16 protein-coding genes are annotated in these 16,368 nt (G+C 70.7%); 12 read left to right on the forward strand and 4 right to left on the reverse strand.

Going from position 1 to position 16,368, the window contains the following annotated elements; all coding sequences use genetic code 11:
* Positions 1-32 precede the first annotated feature (32 nt).
* Both MUN74_RS10440 and MUN74_RS10445 read left to right on the forward strand, forming a co-directional pair.
* Positions 33-974 (forward strand): helix-turn-helix transcriptional regulator, encoded by a 942-nt coding sequence (locus tag MUN74_RS10440; protein WP_244851993.1) that lies wholly within the window; start codon positions 33-35, stop codon positions 972-974.
* 85 nt (positions 975-1,059) lie between these two features.
* On the forward strand, positions 1,060-1,434 hold the full coding sequence (locus MUN74_RS10445; RefSeq protein WP_244851994.1) for a DUF7882 family protein: 375 nt from the start codon (positions 1,060-1,062) through the stop codon (positions 1,432-1,434).
* 104 nt (positions 1,435-1,538) lie between these two features.
* Here the strand turns inward: MUN74_RS10445 and MUN74_RS10450 are convergent, their stop codons facing one another.
* Positions 1,539-2,945 carry an aminotransferase-like domain-containing protein gene (locus MUN74_RS10450; RefSeq protein WP_244851995.1) on the reverse strand — a complete coding sequence of 469 codons (1,407 nt, stop codon included), beginning with the start codon at positions 2,943-2,945 and terminating at the stop codon, positions 1,539-1,541.
* Positions 2,946-3,193: 248 nt separating this feature from the next.
* Here MUN74_RS10450 and MUN74_RS10455 point away from each other — a divergent pair, with 248 nt between their 5' ends.
* From MUN74_RS10455 to MUN74_RS10495, 9 genes are all read left to right on the forward strand, one after another.
* Positions 3,194-4,042, forward strand: a complete 849-nt coding sequence (locus MUN74_RS10455; protein WP_244851996.1) for a nitrilase-related carbon-nitrogen hydrolase — start codon at positions 3,194-3,196, stop codon at positions 4,040-4,042.
* A 41-nt stretch (positions 4,043-4,083) separates the two neighbouring features.
* Entirely contained in the window at positions 4,084-5,526 is a 1,443-nt protein-coding gene (gene hydA / locus MUN74_RS10460) for a dihydropyrimidinase (protein WP_244851997.1), read from the forward strand.
* A gap of 40 nt (positions 5,527-5,566) precedes the next feature.
* Entirely contained in the window at positions 5,567-6,583 is a 1,017-nt protein-coding gene (locus MUN74_RS10465; RefSeq protein WP_244851998.1) for a TIGR03842 family LLM class F420-dependent oxidoreductase, read from the forward strand.
* The gene (locus MUN74_RS10470; RefSeq protein WP_244851999.1) at positions 6,580-7,464 is read left to right on the forward strand and encodes an ABC transporter permease; all 885 of its coding nucleotides are present in this window, start codon (positions 6,580-6,582) and stop codon (positions 7,462-7,464) included. Before MUN74_RS10465 ends, MUN74_RS10470 begins: the two co-directional genes overlap by 4 nt.
* The gene (locus MUN74_RS10475) at positions 7,461-8,372 is read left to right on the forward strand and encodes an ABC transporter ATP-binding protein (protein ID WP_244852000.1); all 912 of its coding nucleotides are present in this window, start codon (positions 7,461-7,463) and stop codon (positions 8,370-8,372) included. The genes MUN74_RS10470 and MUN74_RS10475 overlap by 4 nt, the downstream gene beginning before the upstream one ends.
* Entirely contained in the window at positions 8,372-9,226 is an 855-nt protein-coding gene (locus MUN74_RS10480; protein ID WP_244852001.1) for an ABC transporter permease, read from the forward strand. The genes MUN74_RS10475 and MUN74_RS10480 overlap by 1 nt, the downstream gene beginning before the upstream one ends.
* A gap of 18 nt (positions 9,227-9,244) precedes the next feature.
* Positions 9,245-10,396, forward strand: coding sequence for an ABC transporter substrate-binding protein (locus tag MUN74_RS10485; protein WP_244852002.1), 1,152 nt, complete (start codon positions 9,245-9,247; stop codon positions 10,394-10,396).
* A 112-nt stretch (positions 10,397-10,508) separates the two neighbouring features.
* A complete protein-coding gene (locus MUN74_RS10490) occupies positions 10,509-11,828 on the forward strand; it encodes an aspartate aminotransferase family protein (RefSeq protein WP_244852003.1) in 1,320 nt (439 codons plus the stop codon).
* Positions 11,829-11,928: 100 nt separating this feature from the next.
* Positions 11,929-13,422, forward strand: coding sequence for a CoA-acylating methylmalonate-semialdehyde dehydrogenase (locus tag MUN74_RS10495; RefSeq protein WP_244852004.1), 1,494 nt, complete (start codon positions 11,929-11,931; stop codon positions 13,420-13,422).
* A gap of 13 nt (positions 13,423-13,435) precedes the next feature.
* Here the strand turns inward: MUN74_RS10495 and MUN74_RS10500 are convergent, their stop codons facing one another.
* The 3 genes from MUN74_RS10500 to MUN74_RS10510 all read right to left on the reverse strand — a co-directional run bounded on the left by MUN74_RS10500 (position 13,436) and on the right by MUN74_RS10510 (position 15,689).
* Positions 13,436-13,918: a CinA family protein gene (locus MUN74_RS10500; protein ID WP_244852005.1), complete on the reverse strand. Its 483-nt coding sequence runs from the start codon at positions 13,916-13,918 to the stop codon at positions 13,436-13,438.
* 1 nt (position 13,919) lies between these two features.
* Positions 13,920-14,699, reverse strand: a complete 780-nt coding sequence (locus MUN74_RS10505; protein WP_244852006.1) for an enoyl-CoA hydratase/isomerase family protein — start codon at positions 14,697-14,699, stop codon at positions 13,920-13,922.
* Positions 14,700-14,849: 150 nt separating this feature from the next.
* A complete protein-coding gene (locus tag MUN74_RS10510) occupies positions 14,850-15,689 on the reverse strand; it encodes a helix-turn-helix domain-containing protein (protein ID WP_244852007.1) in 840 nt (279 codons plus the stop codon).
* Positions 15,690-15,758: 69 nt separating this feature from the next.
* Here MUN74_RS10510 and MUN74_RS10515 point away from each other — a divergent pair, with 69 nt between their 5' ends.
* Complete coding sequence (locus MUN74_RS10515; protein ID WP_244852008.1) at positions 15,759-16,355, forward strand: dihydrofolate reductase family protein; 597 nt, start codon at positions 15,759-15,761, stop codon at positions 16,353-16,355.
* Positions 16,356-16,368: the final 13 nt, after the last annotated feature.

The raw sequence follows: 16,368 nt of genomic DNA on the forward strand, positions 1-16,368 counted from the left end.
GGCGCGGCAGGTCGTCGGAGGAGGAGAGTTCGATGGGCGACGTGATGCGACTCCGGTCGACCGACGTCGGCGTCGTGGAGCCGATCTGGCGGCAGTTCGCCCCGAGTGCGAGCATCAAGCGCGTCGTGCCCGACCGCTTCCGATTCGCCTGGGACTCCGCGTCGCTCGACGGGTTCTCCCTCGTCGAGTACCGGCTCGACGCCGACGTGGACTCGGTGCTCGACGCGACCGACCAGCTCTTCGTCTGCCAGCTCACGACGCCGGGCGGCGGCGTCGGCACCGCCCGCAACGCGTTCGACACCGCACTGCCGTGGGCCAGCAGCGGCCATCGCGTCGAGGCCAGCTGGCGCGGCGAGGCGAACGTGCGGGCGTTCATCTTCGACCTCGGCGCAGCCGAGCAGGTCGCGCGACGCATGAGCGGTGACGACACCCTGCGTCTGCGCGTGCTCGAGGAGCAGCCGACGTCGCCGGCCGCCGGGCGTGCGTGGATCAGCGCGTTCGACCACGTGCGGCGCTCGCTCGTCGACGAGGGCGCGCACGACGAGCCGCTCATCGCGGCCGAGCTCGCGGCGCACGCGCTCAGGCTGACGCTCGCCGCGATCCCCACCACTTACCTCGAGGCGATGGAGCGGGTGCCGCAGCGGGGCCCGGCCGACGCGACCGTGCGACGGGCGATGGCGTACCTCGACGAGCACGCCCGCGAGCCGGTCACGATCGACGAGGTCGCGGCGGCGGTGCACATCTCGACCCGCGGGCTGCAGTACGCGTTCCGGCGTGCGACGGGCGAGAGCCCGATGCAGTACCTGCGTCGCGCGCGGCTCGCCGGCGCCCGCGATGAGCTCCTCATCGGCCTCCAGTCGGTCGCCGTCATCGCGCGGAGGTGGGGTTTCGGCAGCACCTCGCGCTTCTCCCGGTACTACCGCGAGCAGTACGGCTGCACCCCGGGCGAACAGCTCCATCGCGCGCGGTCATGACACCAGTTCGTTTTCAGGACCCCACCGTGCGCGCAGCGGCTCGCCGTCGGGCGACCGGCGACGACGGCGCACCTACGCTCGATCCATGGGCACCATCTACTACGGCAGCGGCATGAGCACACGGATCGAAGACCGCACCCTCGCACATCTCAAGGTCGCGATCGTCTCGAAGCTGCGCCGCAACGAGAGCTTCACGCTGTCGTGGGCCCACCCCGACGACCACCCGGAGGGTCGCAGCACGCTGTGGCTGCACCCCGCGATCCCGCTGCGGTTCGTCTTCGACGAGCCCGAGGCGCCCCAGCTCAATCGCGAATGGCTCGAGCAGCTCATGCGGTCGGCCAACAGCACCGGCGGCATCCAGCTCGTGCCCGAGCACCTCGAGCCGGTGTCGCCGCCCGCGCTGCCTGGTCTCGAGCAGCAGCGGCGGCCCGACCTGCAGCGGCAGCCCGAACCGGCCTGATCGGTCACGACAGGCCGGCCGCCCGACGCGCCCGGCCTATCGTCGCGCTCTCGCGCGGGCGCCGCTCCCGGCCGTGCCGGACCCGATGCGTCGGGGGCGACGGTTCAGTAGCCGCCGGCGACGACGTGCTGCGACGCCGTCGCGAGGGCGTCGGCCACGTCGTCGACGCCGTCGCGCACCATGCCGACCGTGACCCGCACGAACTCGGGGTGGCGCGCGCGGCCGGTGCCCGCCGCATCCGTGCCGTTCGCAGCGGCGAGGAAGGGTGAGCCGGCGGCGACTCGGATGCCCGCGACCGCGAGTTGCACGAGCGCAGAACGCTCGCCGAGCACCGGCATCCAGAGGTTGATGCCGTCGGCGTGCGCCACGTCGACGCCGCGCTCGCGGAGTGCGTCGCCGAGCATGCGCTGGCGCGTGTAGTACTGCCGGCGAGCCTCGGTGACCGCGTCGATCGACGCGCCGTCGGTGAGCAGGTCGAGCAGGATCGTCTGCACCATTCGCGAGGTCCAGCCGGGGCCGAGCATGCGGCGCCCGGCGATGTGCTCGACGAGCTCGCGCGGCCCGCCGAGGGCGGCGATGCGCAGGTCCGGGCCGTGCGACTTCGAGAAGCTGCGCACGTGCACCACACGCCCGGGCAGCCACGTGCCGAGCGTGACGTCGCCCTCGATCGAGATCAGGCCCGAGTGGTCGTCCTCGATGACGACGAGTTCGTCGACGCGTTCGGCCATGGCGATCGTGCGGGCGAGCGCTTCGGCGCGACCCGGCGTCATGGACGCCCCGGTCGGGTTCTGCGCGCGTGGCTGCAGCAGCACGGCGACGGGCCGCTTGCGCAGGGCGACGGCGAGCGCCTCGGGCACCATGCCGTGATCGTCGAGCCGCACCGGGATCGCGACGGCGCCCAGCACGTCGAGCAGGTCGAGGAACGGCGGGAACCCGGGGCTCTCGACGACGACCCGGTCGCCGAAGCGCACCAGCTCCTCGAGGGTGCGCGAGACGGCGTCGAGGGCGCCGTCGACGACCATGATCGACTCGGCATCGCTCGGCCACGAGTCGCGCAGGACGCGTGCGAGCGCGGGGATCACGGGTTCGGCCTGGTAGCTGCCGGTCTCGGCCTTCGCCGAGACACGCGAGAGCGCCGGGCCGAGGGCGGGCAGCAGCAGCGGGTCGGGGGTGCCGCGCGAGAGGTCGAGCCGTACGGGGTCGTCGGGGGCGGCCATGCCGCGCATGCGCGGGGCGAGCCGCAGGGCCTCGGCACCCCGCACGAAGCTGCCGGCTCGTCCGCGGCTCTCGATGACGCCGGCGCGGGCGAGGGCCTGCCAGGCCTGGCTGATCGTCGCCGGGCTGACGCTCAGCGCGGCGGCGAGCTCGCGGACGGTGGGCAGTCGGTCGCCCGCGGCGAGGTCGCCGCCGTTCACGAGCCGCGCGACATCACCGGCGATCGTGCGCGGCGAGGCATCTGCGAACTCGGCGAGTTCGATCAATCGCGAGGCATCCACTCGAATACCTGACACCACCATTGCCTCCGAACCGCGCAAGGGACAAGATATGTAACCACAGCGTCACAGAGTGAAACAGAAGAGAAATGTTCAAGCCGAACAATAACAGAACGGGCCACAAGCCCCTGGTTCGGCAGTTCCACCGGCAGTTCAATCGGTACATCTCGGCGTCGCAGCAGCACCCGGCGAGCACCTGACACGAGCACCACGCCAGGCGATCCTCGAGTGAACGGCAATGGCGCCGCCCGACTCAGGAGACATTCATGACGATCGTCAGAGCGGCCATCACGCAGACCACGTGGACCGGCGACAAGGCCTCGATGCTCGACAAGCACGAGCAGTTCGCCCGCGATGCGAAGGCGCAGGGCGCCGAGGTCGTCTGCTTCCAAGAGCTGTTCTACGGCCCCTACTTCGGCATCACGCAGGACCAGAAGTACTACCGCTTCGCCGAGTCGGCCGAAGGTCCCATCGTGCAGCGCTTCGCCGACGTCGCGAGGGAGCTCGGCACCGTCATGGTGCTGCCGATCTACGAAGAGGCCGAGACGGGCGTCTACTACAACACCTCCGTGCTCGTCGATGCCGACGGCACGATCCTCGGCAAGTACCGCAAGCACCACCTGCCGCACCTCGACCGCTTCTGGGAGAAGTTCTACTTCCGCCCCGGCAACCTCGGCTACCCCGTCTTCGAGACCGCCGTCGGCCGCGTGGGCATGTACATCTGCTACGACCGGCACTTCCCCGAGGGGTGGCGCGAGCTCGGCCTGAACGACGCGCACATGGTCTTCAACCCGAACGCGACGAAGCCCGGGCTCTCGAACCGTCTGTGGGAGGTCGAGGGGCCGTGCGCCGCCGTCGCGAACGGCTACTTCGTGCTGCAGCCCAACCGCGTCGGCCGAGAGGACAACGAGTACGGCGACCTCGCCGTCGACTTCTACGGCACGAGCCAGGTCATCGACCCGCGCGGCAACTTCGTCGGCGAACGCGGATCGAGCGAGCACGAGGAGCTGCTCGTGCGCGACCTCGACCTCGACATGGTGCAGCAGATGCGCGACGACTGGCAGTTCTACCGCGACCGCCGGCCCGACTCCTACGTGAAGATCGCGAAGCCGTAGACCCCGCCGATCGAGTAGCGACGAAGGAGCGTATCGAGATCATGACCACCACCCTCATCAGCGGCGGCACCGTCGTCTCCGCCACCGGCCGCGCCGCGGCCGACGTCCTCATCGACGGCGAGCGCATCGTCGCCGTCATCGAACCCGGCAGCGAACTGCTCGGCCGGGATGTCGCGGCGAGCGTCGACCGCGTCGTCGACGCCACCGGCAAGTACGTGATCCCCGGCGGCATCGACGCCCACACCCACATGCAGCTGCCGTTCGGCGGCACCGAGGCCTCCGACACCTTCGAGACCGGCACCCGCGCCGCCGCGCACGGCGGCACCACCTCGATCATCGACTTCGCCGTGCAGACCTACGGCCAGCGCATCGAAGACGGACTGGCCGCGTGGCACGAGAAGGCCTCGGGCAACTGCGCGATCGACTACGGGTTCCACCAGATCGTGGGCGACGTGAACGCCGACTCGCTCGCTGCGATGAAGCGGCTGCCCGACGAGGGCATCTCGAGCTTCAAGCTCTTCATGGCCTACCCGGGCGTCTTCTACTCCGACGACGCGCAGATCCTCAAGGCCATGCAGGTCTCCCGCGAGACCGGGCTGCTCACGATGATGCACGCCGAGAACGGCCCCGCCATCGATGTGCTCGCGCAGCAGCTCGTCGATGCCGGCAACACCGACCCGTACTACCACGGCATCGCCCGCGCCTGGGAGATGGAGGAGGAGGCGACGCACCGCGCGATCATGCTCGCGAAGCTCACCGGCGCCCCGCTCTACGTCGTGCACGTGTCGGCGAAGCAGGCCGTCGAGCAGCTCGCCTGGGCGCGCGACAAGGGCCAGAACGTCTTCGGCGAGACCTGCCCGCAATACCTCTACCTCTCGCTGGAGGACCAGCTCGGAGCATCCAGTGACGAATGGGGTGCCTTCGAAGGCGCCAAGTGGGTGTGCTCGACCCCGCTGCGCTCGCGGGCCGAGGGCCACCAGCACTCGATGTGGCAGGCACTGCGCACGAACGACCTGCAGATGGTCTCGACCGACCACTGCCCGTTCTGCATGAAGGACCAGAAAGAGCTCGGGCTCGGCGACTTCCGCAAGATCCCGAACGGCATCGGGTCGATCGAGCATCGCATGGACCTCATGTACCAGGGCGTCGTCACGGGCGAGATCACGCTCGAGCGCTGGGTCGAACTCACGTCGACGACCCCCGCGCGCATGTTCGGGCTGTACGGCCGCAAGGGCGTCATCCAGCCCGGCGCCGACGCCGACATCGTCGTCTACGACCCCAAGGGGCACACCTCGATCGGGTACGGCGAGGGGCGCACGCACCACATGAACATGGACCACTCGGCCTGGGAGGGCTACGAGATCGACGGGCACGTCGACACGGTGCTCTCGCGCGGCAAGGTCATCGTCGACGGCGACGCGTACCTCGGCGCCAAGGGCGACGGGAAGTACCTCAAGCGGGGGCTCAGCCAGTACCTCATCTGAGTCAGAGCAACCCGACCGCCCGCCACTGAACGGAGCCCACATGGATTTCGGCGTCGTCCTCCAGACCAACCCGCCCGCCTCTCGCACCGTGCACCTCGCCAAGCTCGCCGAGCAGTACGGCTTCAGCACCGCGTGGACGTTCGACTCGCACCTGCTCTGGCAGGAGCCGTACGTCATCTACAGCAAGATCCTCGACGAGACCCACCGCATCAAGGTCGGGCCCTTCGTCACCAACCCGGCCACTCGCGACTGGACGGTCACGGCGTCGATCTTCGCCACCCTCAACGAGATGTACGGCAACCGCACCATCTGCGGCATCGGCCGCGGCGACTCGGCCGTGCGGGTCACCAACGGCAAGCCCGTGACGATGTCCGAGCTCCGCGAGTCGATCCACGTGATCCGCGAGCTCGCGAACTCGCGAAGCGTCGAGTACAAGGGCTCGCAGCTGCAGTTCCCGTGGTCCAAGGGCTCCGAGCTGGAGGTCTGGGTCGCGGCCTACGGCCCGATGGCGCTGAAGCTCACCGGGGAGGTCGGCGACGGCTACATCCTGCAACTGGCCGACGTCGACATCGCCGCGTGGATGATCAAGACCGTGCGCGACGCGGCCGAGGCCGCCGGGCGCGACCCCATGTCGATCAAGTTCTGCGTCGCGGCGCCCATGTACATCGGCGACGACTGGGCGCACATGCGCGACCAGACCCGCTGGTTCGGCGGCATGGTCGGCAATCACGTCGCCGACATCGTCGCGAAGTACGGGGCGCACGGCACGGTGCCCGATGCGCTGACCGACTACATCCGCGACCGCGAGGGCTACGACTACAACACGCACGGCAAGGCCGAGAACGACCACGTCGACTTCGTGCCCGACGAGATCGTCGAGCGGTTCTGCGTGCTCGGCTCCGCCGACCAGCACATCCAGAAGCTGAAACAGCTCGCCGAGCTCGGCGTCGACCAGTTCGCCGGGTACCTCCAGCACGACAACAAGGAGGAGACGCTGCGGGTCTACGGCGAGACCGTCATCCCGGCGATGACCGAGCACCTCACGGCGAAGTCATGACGCCCCGCGCGGCCCGTCGCACGGCCGTCGTCGGCTGGGGCATCGCGGGCGTGGTCCTGCTCGTCGTCCTCTGGGAGGGCTACAAGCTGCTCGCCCCGGCCGACGGCGTGCTCATCGGCGAGACCCGCGTGCTGCCGCGCACGACCGACCTGGCCATGCCGCACGTGTGGGACATGTTCGCCCGGCTCGCCGAGCCCGTGACGCGCTCGCCTTCGGCGCAGCCGCTGTGGTCGGTGATCCTGCTCGGCGCCCTCACGACGCTCGGCATCGCCGCGGCCGGCTGGCTCGTCGGCGTCGTCGTCGGCGTGGGGCTCGCGCTCGTGATGCAACGCTGGCGCCTCGCCGAGTGGGGTCTGCTGCCCTGGATCGTGCTCAGCCAGACGGTGCCGCTCATCGCGTTCGCCCCCATCGTGAAGAGCTGGGGCTCGCGCGTCGAGATCGGCTCATTCGAGTGGCAGGACTGGATGTCGGTGGCCCTCATCGCGAGCTACCTCGCGTTCTTCCCGATCGCGATCGGCGCGCTGAAGGGGCTCCAGTCGCCCGACCGCATCCACGAGGAGCTCATGCGGAGCTACGCGGCGGGCTACTGGGCGACGCTCATGAAGCTGCGCTTCCCTGCGGCCGTGCCCTATCTGCTGCCCGCACTGCGGCTCGGCGCCGCCAACGCGGTGATCGGCGCGGTCGTCGCCGAGGTGTCGACCGGCCTGCAGGGCGGTATCGGCCGCCTCCTCATCCAGTTCGCCGGGCAGGCGTCCGGCGATCCCGCGAAGGCGTGGGGGCCGATCTTCGGAGCCGTGGTGCTCGGCCTCGTCGCCGCCGGCTCGGTGGCGTTGCTCGGCGTGATCCTGAAGAACTACCGACGAACGGAGGAAGCCGCATGAGCGCTCCCGAGACCACCACCGGCGCGACGACCGTCCCCGGTGCCGTCGCGCCCGCGACCGCCGTGCAGGTGACCGGCGTCGACAAGGTGTTCGAGACGCAGGGCGGGCGGGTGCACGCGCTCGAGGGCATCGACCTCACGATCGCCGCCGGCGAGTTCGTCTCGCTCATCGGCCCGAGCGGCTGCGGCAAGTCGACCCTGATGCGGCTCATCGCCGACCTCGACGGTCCCACGACGGGCAGCATCGCCGTCTTCGGCAAGACCCCGACGCAGGCGCGCCTCGACCAGGAGTACGGCATCGCGTTCCAGCAGGCCGGCCTGCTGCCGTGGCGCACGGTCGCCGCGAACGTCGCGCTGCCGCTCGAGCTGCACGGCGTCGCCCCGACCGCGCGACGCACGAAGGTCGACGAGCTGCTCGAGATGGTCGGCCTCGCCGAGTTCGCCGATCGCTACCCCGACCAGCTCTCGGGCGGCATGCAGCAGCGGGTAGCGATCGCCCGATCCCTCGCCGAGCAGCCCCGGCTGCTGCTCATGGACGAGCCCTTCGGCGCCCTCGACGAGATGACGCGCGAGAAGATGCAGGCCGATCTCGTGCGCATCGCGGGCGAGACGGGGGCCGCCGTCGTCTTCGTCACCCACTCGATCCCCGAGGCGGTGTTCCTCTCCGACCGGGTGGTCGTGATGTCGCCGCGGCCGGGGCGCATCCGCGAGATCGTGCCGATGCGGCTCGGGGGTACGGTTGCTGCCGCGGATGCAGCCACCGGAGTCGCCGCGACCGCCGCAGCCCGTACGGCCCGCACCGAGGGCCTGCGCGAGGACCGTTCGTTCTTCGAGATGGTCACCGCCGTCAGAGAGGCGCTGCACGGCGCTCCCGTCGCCACGGGCGCCCGCGGGGTGGAGACGCGCTGATGAGCCCGCGAACCGAGACGACGCTGCGCATCGTCGCGCCGATCGCGGTCGGCGTGATCGTGCTCTGCATCTGGCAGTTCCTCGTGAGCGTCGTCGGCGTCTCCGACTACCTGCTGCCGAGCCCCGCCTCGATCGTCGAGGCCCTCGTCGCCTCGTGGGACTCGATCGTGCAGGCCACGATCATCACCGGCACGAACGCGCTCATCGGCCTCGTCGTGGGTTCGCTGCTCGGCATCGCGCTCGCCGCACTCGCGGCGAGATGGCGTGCCGTCGACCGGATGAGCGCACCCGTCATCGCCGCGCTCGCCGTGGTGCCGATCGTCGCGCTCGCGCCCGTGCTGAACTCGATGTTCGGCGCCGACAGCCAGTTCGGACGCCAGGCGATCGCCGCGCTCGCCTCGTTCGTGCCCGTGTTCCTCAACACCCTGCGAGGGTTCCGGCAGACGACGCCCGTGCACCGCGAGCTCATGCGGGCCTACGCGGCGACGCCCGGGCAGGTGCTGCGCACGCTGACCCTGCCCACCGCGCGGCCGTTCATCCTCACCGGCATCCGCATCGCCTCGTCGCTCGCCGTGATCTCCGCGCTCGTCGCCGAGTACTTCGGCGGGCCGCGCGGCGGCCTCGGCAGCATGATCTCGACCTCGGCCGCGTCGAGCGCCTACGCCCGCGCCTGGGCCTACGTCGTGGCATCCATCGCCCTCGGCCTCCTCTTCTATCTCGCGACCCTCGCCCTCGAACGGCTCGTGCTGCGGGGCGGCGGCGCGGGCGACCGCACCTCCGGAGCCCGGACTCCCGGAACCCGCACCACCAGCACCAGCACCGTCAGCACGACCAGCACCACCGTTTCGCACTGAGAACAGGGAAGGACCGACATGAAGCACAGCACACGCCGCGGACTCGCGGCCGGAGCGTTCGCCGTCACGGCCTCGCTCATCCTCGCCGCCTGCTCGTCCGGCGACTCCGGCGGCTCTGGCGGCGGCTCGACCGACGGCGAGCTGACCCCCGTCAAGCTCCAGCTCCAGTGGCTTCCGCAGGGGCAGTTCGCCGGGTACTTCGCCGCCGCCGACCAGGGCTTCTTCGAGGAGGAGGGCCTGGACGTCGAGATCATCCCGTCGGGCGGCGACATCGTGCCGCAGGACGCGCTCGCCAACGGCGACGTCGACTACGCGATCGCGTGGGTGCCGAAGGTGCTCGGCTCGATCGAGCAGGGCGCGAACCTCACCGACATCGCCCAGATCTTCCAGCGCTCTGGCACCCTGCAGGTCTCGTGGGCCGACTCGGGCATCGACTCCGTCGCCGACTTCGAGGGCAAGAAGATCGGCTCGTGGGGCTTCGGCAACGAGTGGGAGATCTTCGCGGCGATGGCCGCCGAAGGGCTCGACTCGACCAGCGTCGAGATCATCACGCAGGACTTCAACATGAACGCGTTCCTGCAGGGCGACATCGACGCGGCCCAGGCGATGACGTACAACGAGTACGCGCAGCTGCTGGAGACCCCGAACCCCGACACGGGCGAGCTCTACCAGCCCGAGGACTTCAACGTGATCTCGTACGAGGACACCGAGGGCGCCATGCTGCAGGACGCGATCTGGGCCGACACCGAACGCCTCGCGAGCGACTCCGACTACCAGGAGACGACGGTGAAGCTCCTCAAGGCCGTCATCAAGGGCTGGGCGTTCGCCGCGGCGAACCCCGAGGACGCCGCCGACATCACGATCGCCGCAGGGTCGGGCTGGGGCCCGAGCCACGAGCTCTGGATGGTGAACGAGACCAACAAGCTCATCTGGCCCTCCGAGGGCGGCATCGGCAAGATCGACGAGGCGGCCTGGGACAAGACGGTCGCCGGTGCGCTCGCTGCGGTGAACGAGGCGGGCGACCACCTCATCACCGAGGAACCGCCCGCGACCGCCTGGTCGAACGAGTGGATCGACAAGGCGCTCTCGGAGCTCGAGGGCGAGGACATCGACCTCACGGGCGCCGACTGGAAGCCCATCGACGTCACCCTCGAAGAGGGCGGCAACTAGTGCACCGCTCGTCGGTCGAGTAGCGCGGAGCGCGTATCGAGACCATTCGACAGGTCTCGATACGCTGCGCTACTCGACCGGCGGGTATCCACGAACGAAAGGCAATGAAGCCATGAGCGAGAACCTCGAAGACCTCGACGACATCGCGCGCCGGCTCGATCGCGAGCACGTCTTCCATTCCTGGTCGGCGCAGTCGGCCCCACCCGGGCTCGTCGTCGCGAGCGGGCGAGGCTCGCGGGTGTGGAACCACGCGGGGCGCGAGTACCTCGACTTCTCGAGCCAGCTCGTCAACGTCAACATCGGGCACGAGCATCCCGCGGTCGTCGCCGCCATCCGCGAGCAGGCCGAGCTGCTGACGACGATCGCCCCGTCGACCGTCAACCTCGCCAGGGGCGAGGCCGCGAAGCGCATCGTCGACCGGGCGCCCGACGGCTTCTCGAAGGTGTTCTTCACGAACGGCGGCGCCGACGCGAACGAGAACGCGGTGCGCATGGCGCGCCTGCACACCGGCCGCGACAAGGTGCTCTCGACGTACCGCTCGTACCACGGCAACACGGGCGCGGCGATCGTCGCGACCGGCGACTGGCGGCGCATGCCGAACGAGTTCGCCCGCGGCCACGTGCACTTCTTCGGCCCCTACCTCTACCGCTCGGAGTTCTGGGCCTCGACGCCCGAGGAGGAGTCCGAGCGCGCGCTCCGCCACCTCAGGCGGGTCATCGAGTCGGAGGGGCCGCAGACGATCGCCGCCGTGCTGCTCGAGACGATCCCCGGCACGGCCGGCATCCTCGTGCCGCCGCCGGGCTACCTCGCCGGGGTGCGCGAGTTGTGCGATGCGCACGGCATCGTGCTCATCCTCGACGAGGTGATGGCCGGTTTCGGCCGGACCGGTCGCTGGTTCGCGTTCGACGGTCACGACGTGCGGCCCCATCTCATCACCTTCGCCAAGGGCGTGAACTCGGGCTACGTCCCGGCCGGCGGCGTCGTGATCTCCGACCCGATCGCGGCGACGTTCGACGAGCGCGTGTTCCCGGGCGGCCTCACCTACTCGGGGCACCCGCTCGCGATGGCCTCGATCGTCGCGACGCTCGATGCGATGGCGTCGGAGGGCATCGTCGAGCACGCGCGCGAGATCGGCGCCGAGTCGATCGGCCCCGCCCTCGAAGAGCTGGCCGAACGGCATGCGGCCATCGGCGAGGTGCGCGGCGAGGGCGTCTTCTGGGCGATCGAGCTCGTCGCCGACCGGAAGACCCGCGAGCCGTTGCCGGCCGCGGCGATGGCTCGCATCAAGTCGGCGCTCGTCGAGCGCGGACTGCTGCCGTTCATCCAGGACAACCGCATCCACGTGGTGCCGCCGTGCGTCGTGACGGCCGAGGAGGTCGCCGTCGCGATGCCGATCTACGACGAGGTGCTGGCGACGGCGCTCGAGGAGTAAGGAGTCCGGTGGTCGAGTGGCCGGTTGTCGAGCAGGGCGCGAAGCGCCGTATCGAGACACGCGCCACCTCGACCACCGGGAACGAGAGGAGACAACGATCATGACCGACACCGTGCAGCACTGGATCGACGGGACCGCGGCCGGCGGCGACGCCGCCCGCAGCGGACCCGTCTACAACCCCGCGCTCGGCACCGAGCAGAAGCGGGTCGCCTTCGCCGAGGCATCCGACATCGACACCGCCGTGGATGCCGCAGCCCGCGCCTTCCCCGCCTGGCGCGACACGTCGATCGCGAAGCGGCAGCAGGTGATGTTCCGCTTCCGCGAGCTGCTCAACGAGCGATCGGGGGAGCTCGCTGAGATCCTCACGAGCGAGCACGGCAAGGTGCTCGCCGACGCGCAGGGCGAGATCGCGCGCGGGCTCGAGGTGGTCGAGCTGGCCTGCGCGATGCCGTTCGCCACGAAGGGCGAGTACTCCGAGAACGTGTCGACCGGCATCGACGTGTACACGCTGCGGCAGCCGGTCGGCGTCGTCGGCATCATCTCGCCGTTCAACTTCCCGGCGATGGTGCCGCTGTGGTTCTTCCCGCTCGCGATCGCGACGGGCAACACGGTCGTGCTGAAGCCGAGCGAGAAGGACCCGTCGGCGTCGGTGTGGCTCGCCCGTCTCATGCAGGAGGCGGGGCTGCCCGACGGCGTCTTCAACGTCGTGCACGGCGACAAGGTCGCGGTCGACGCCCTGCTCGAGCACCCGACCGTGCGTGCGATCTCGTTCGTCGGCTCGACGCCGATCGCGCGGTACATCTACGCGACGGCGACCGCGAACGGCAAGCGCGTGCAGGCGCTCGGCGGCGCGAAGAACCACATGCTCGTCCTGCCCGACGCCGATCTCGACCTCGCGGCCGACGCCGCCGTGAACGCCGGCTTCGGGTCGGCCGGCGAGCGGTGCATGGCGATCAGCGCCGTGCTCGCGGTCGACCAGGTCGCCGACGAGTTCGTCGCGAAGGTCGCCGAGCGCATGGCGCGGCTCACGACCGGCGACGGGCGGCGTGGCTGCGACATGGGTCCGCTCATCACGCGCGAGCACCGCGACAAGGTTGCGGGCTACCTCGACGTCGCCGCCTCCGACGGTGCGGATGTCGTCGTCGACGGGCGCGACCCCGAGGTCGACGGCGACCCGAACGGCTTCTGGCTCGGGCCGACGCTCGTCGACAAGGTGCCGACATCGTCGGCGGTGTACCGCGACGAGATCTTCGGTCCGGTGCTCTCGGTCGTGCGGGTCCCGGGCTACGAGGAGGGCCTCGAGATCATCAACGCCTCGCCCTACGGCAACGGCACGGCGATCTTCACGAACGACGGCGGGGCGGCGCGCCGCTTCCAGCGCGAGGTGACGGTCGGCATGGTCGGCATCAACGTGCCGATCCCGGTGCCGGTGGCCTACCACTCGTTCGGCGGCTGGAAGGACTCGTTCTTCGGCAACTCGAAGGCGTACGGCGCTCGCGGCTTCGACTTCTTCCTGCAGGAGAAGGCGATCACCTCGCGCTGGCTCGACCCGAGCCACGGCGGCCTCAACCTGGGTTTCCCGCAGCACGAGTAGCCGCGGCGTCGCCTCAAGCCACGGGCGGCAGGGCGTCGCGCAGCAACCGCAGCGCGGCGCCCACCGTCTCGTGCACGACCTCGGAGGGGTCGCCCTCGAAGCGGTAGTGCACGCTGCGGGTCTCGCCGCGCACGGTGACCGCCGCGTACACGGTGCCCGCGGGTGCGCCGTCGGCGGGTTCGGGGCCGCCGACGCCCGTCACGGCGACGGCGGCATCGGCGCCGAGGAGGCGCGCGACGCCCGTCGCGAGCTCGCGTGCGCACTGCGCCGAGGTCACCGACTCCGCGGTTACGCCGAGCACGTCGCGCTTGACCTCCTCGGCGTAGGCCACGATGCCGCCGCGGAACCACTCGGATGCCTCGTGGCCGGCGCCGAGCGCGTTCGAGAGCGCCCCGCTGGTGAGCGACTCGGCCGCTGCGACACTCAGCCCCGCGCGCCGGGCCCGGTCGGCTACCTCCTCGGCGAGGGGCATGAACTTCTCCGCCGGGTCCTTCATGTCAGCCTCGACGAGCGGCGAACGTCGCGACGCGCGCCTGCGCCTCGGGCGTCGCGAATGCGGCACCGATCGTGCGCGCCTCGTCGTCGAGCGCCTCACGGAACGGTCGGGCGAGACCGGATCGCACGAGTCGCTTCGCCTGTCCGAAGGCGCCGGTCGCGCCGTCGAGCCACGACCGCGTGATCGCCCGGGCCCGGTCGGCGACCTCGTCGTGGGCGACGACCTCGGTCACGAGTCCCCAGTCGAGCGCCTCGGCCGCGGTGAGCGTGCGGCGCGTGAGCGTGAGTTCGAGCGCCCGACGCGTGCCGATCGCCTCGGGGAGCAGCGTGCTCACGCCGCAGTCGGGCGTCAGGCCGATGTCGCTGTAGCGGCTCGCGAACGTCGCCTGTTCGCTCGCGACGACGAGGTCGGCGACGAGCATGAAGCCGAGCCCACCGCCCGCGACCGGTCCCTGCACGGCCGCGACGATCGGCTTCGCGCTCTCGCGCAGCGTGAGGTGGCCGTCGTGGATGCGGTCGGCGAGCTCGGTGATCACGGTCGCGGCGTCGTCGTGCTCGGCCGCGAGCTCCGACATGCCGACGACGTCGCCGCCCGCGCAGAACGCCCGCCCCGAGGCATCCAGCAGCACAGCGCCCACGTCGTCGCGCTCGGCGATCTCGTGCGCGATCGCCTGCCAGCGGGCGATGGCGTCGGGGTCGACCGCGTTGAGGCGGGCGGGGCGGTTGAGGGTGACGCGGGCGAGCCCGTCGGTCACGTCGAGGAGGATCGCGTCATCGGCCATGGTGCCGGAGCCTACCGGGCCCGTCATCGCAACGCGCGGGCCTTGACGATGCCCACGCGTGCCGGTCTCGAACCGGGTGGCGGCTCGTGGGCCATCGCCAATTCCGTCGGCGCGGGCCGGCCATCCGATGACCGTCTGCGCCGTCGGTCGTCAACCGATGGCCGTCTGCGCGGTCGTCGGCTCGGTGCGGAGGAGATCCGTCGGCGTCCAGCCCGCATAGCGCCGGACCTCGCGCACGAGGTGGCTCTGGTCGGCGTACCCGAAGCGAGCCGCGACGTCCGCCGCCGGTCCGTCGCGGAGCGCTGCGGCGGCGCGCTCGAACCGCACGAGGCTCGCCGCCGCCTTCGGCGCGATGCCGACCTGCTCGGTGAATCGCGAGGTGGCGTGGCGATGACTCCACCCGGTCTGCTCGACGAGGTCGCCGATCCCGACCCGGCCGCCGGAGCGCTCGATCTGCCGCCACATCCAGCCGACGAACGGCTCGGCCCGCCGTCCGCGATCGAGCAGGTCGAGCAGCATCCGGTCGACGAGCGCGAATCGGCGCGGCCAGGTGCGGGCCGCCCAGAGCTCCTCGACGAGCACGTCGTCGAGGGACGGGACCGCGTCGGCGAGATCCACGACGCGCGCCGCGAGCTCGCGCCCGGGCAGGCCGAGCAGGCGCGGCACGCCGAGCGGGGTCAGGTAGATCTGCACGCAGAGCTGCTCTCGCTCGAACGAGGTGGTCGCGTGGCCGGGCATGATGCCGGCGATGAACGAGGTGTGCCGCCCGACGCCCGTGCCGACGGAGAGGTCGACCACGTCGAGCGGTGACCCGAACGACAGCACGAGCGGGATCAGGCTGCCCGCCACCTGGCGGCGGACGACGGGGTGATCGACCCGTTCGCGATGGCCGACGATGCCGGCGACGAGTCCGGCCAGTTCGGCGCGCACGGGATGCCGCACCAGGACGGGTCCGGATGCCGGTGCAGCGGGGGACGTGTCGTCGGTCATGGTCGATCGATTTTCTTCAATCCCTGCGCCGGCTCCGTCGCGCAGCATGGATCGCGGAAGGAGTACCTGATGCGCAGATTGATCGCGATCGAGTTCCTCTCGGTCGATGGAGTCATGCAGGGGCTGGGGTCGCCCGACGAGGACCGCGAGGGCGGCTTCGAGCACGGCGGATGGGGAGCACCCTACGCCGAAGCGATCCACGCCTCCACCGCGGCCGGCGGACTCGGCGGCACGACGGCCTATCTCTTCGGCCGGAGGACGTACGAGAAGATGGCCGCGTTCTGGCCGACGATGCCCGACGAGAACCCGATGGCCGCCCACCTCAACGCCACCGAGAAGCACGTGGTCACGCGCAGCGTCGCGACCTTCGACTGGGGGAACACGCGACCGCTCGCGGGCGATGTCGCCGACGGCGTGCGCGCCCTGAAGCGGGCCGGAGACGGCGACATCGCCATCCTCGGCAGCGGGGTGCTCGTGCGCTCGCTGCTGCGGGCGGACCTGATCGACGGGATGCGACTGTTCGTGCACCCGCTCCTGCTCGGCTCGGGCAAGCGGCTCTTCGGCGAGCTCGAGGCGCCCCGTCCGCTCGTGCTGACGGGGTTCGACACCACGTCGATGGGGAGCCTCGTGCTCGCCTACGACGTCGAGCACGCCGCGGGCGGCTGACGGCGAACCGCGT

The sequence above is a fragment of the Agromyces sp. H17E-10 genome (genome assembly GCF_022919715.1).
Taxonomy (GTDB): domain Bacteria; phylum Actinomycetota; class Actinomycetes; order Actinomycetales; family Microbacteriaceae; genus Agromyces.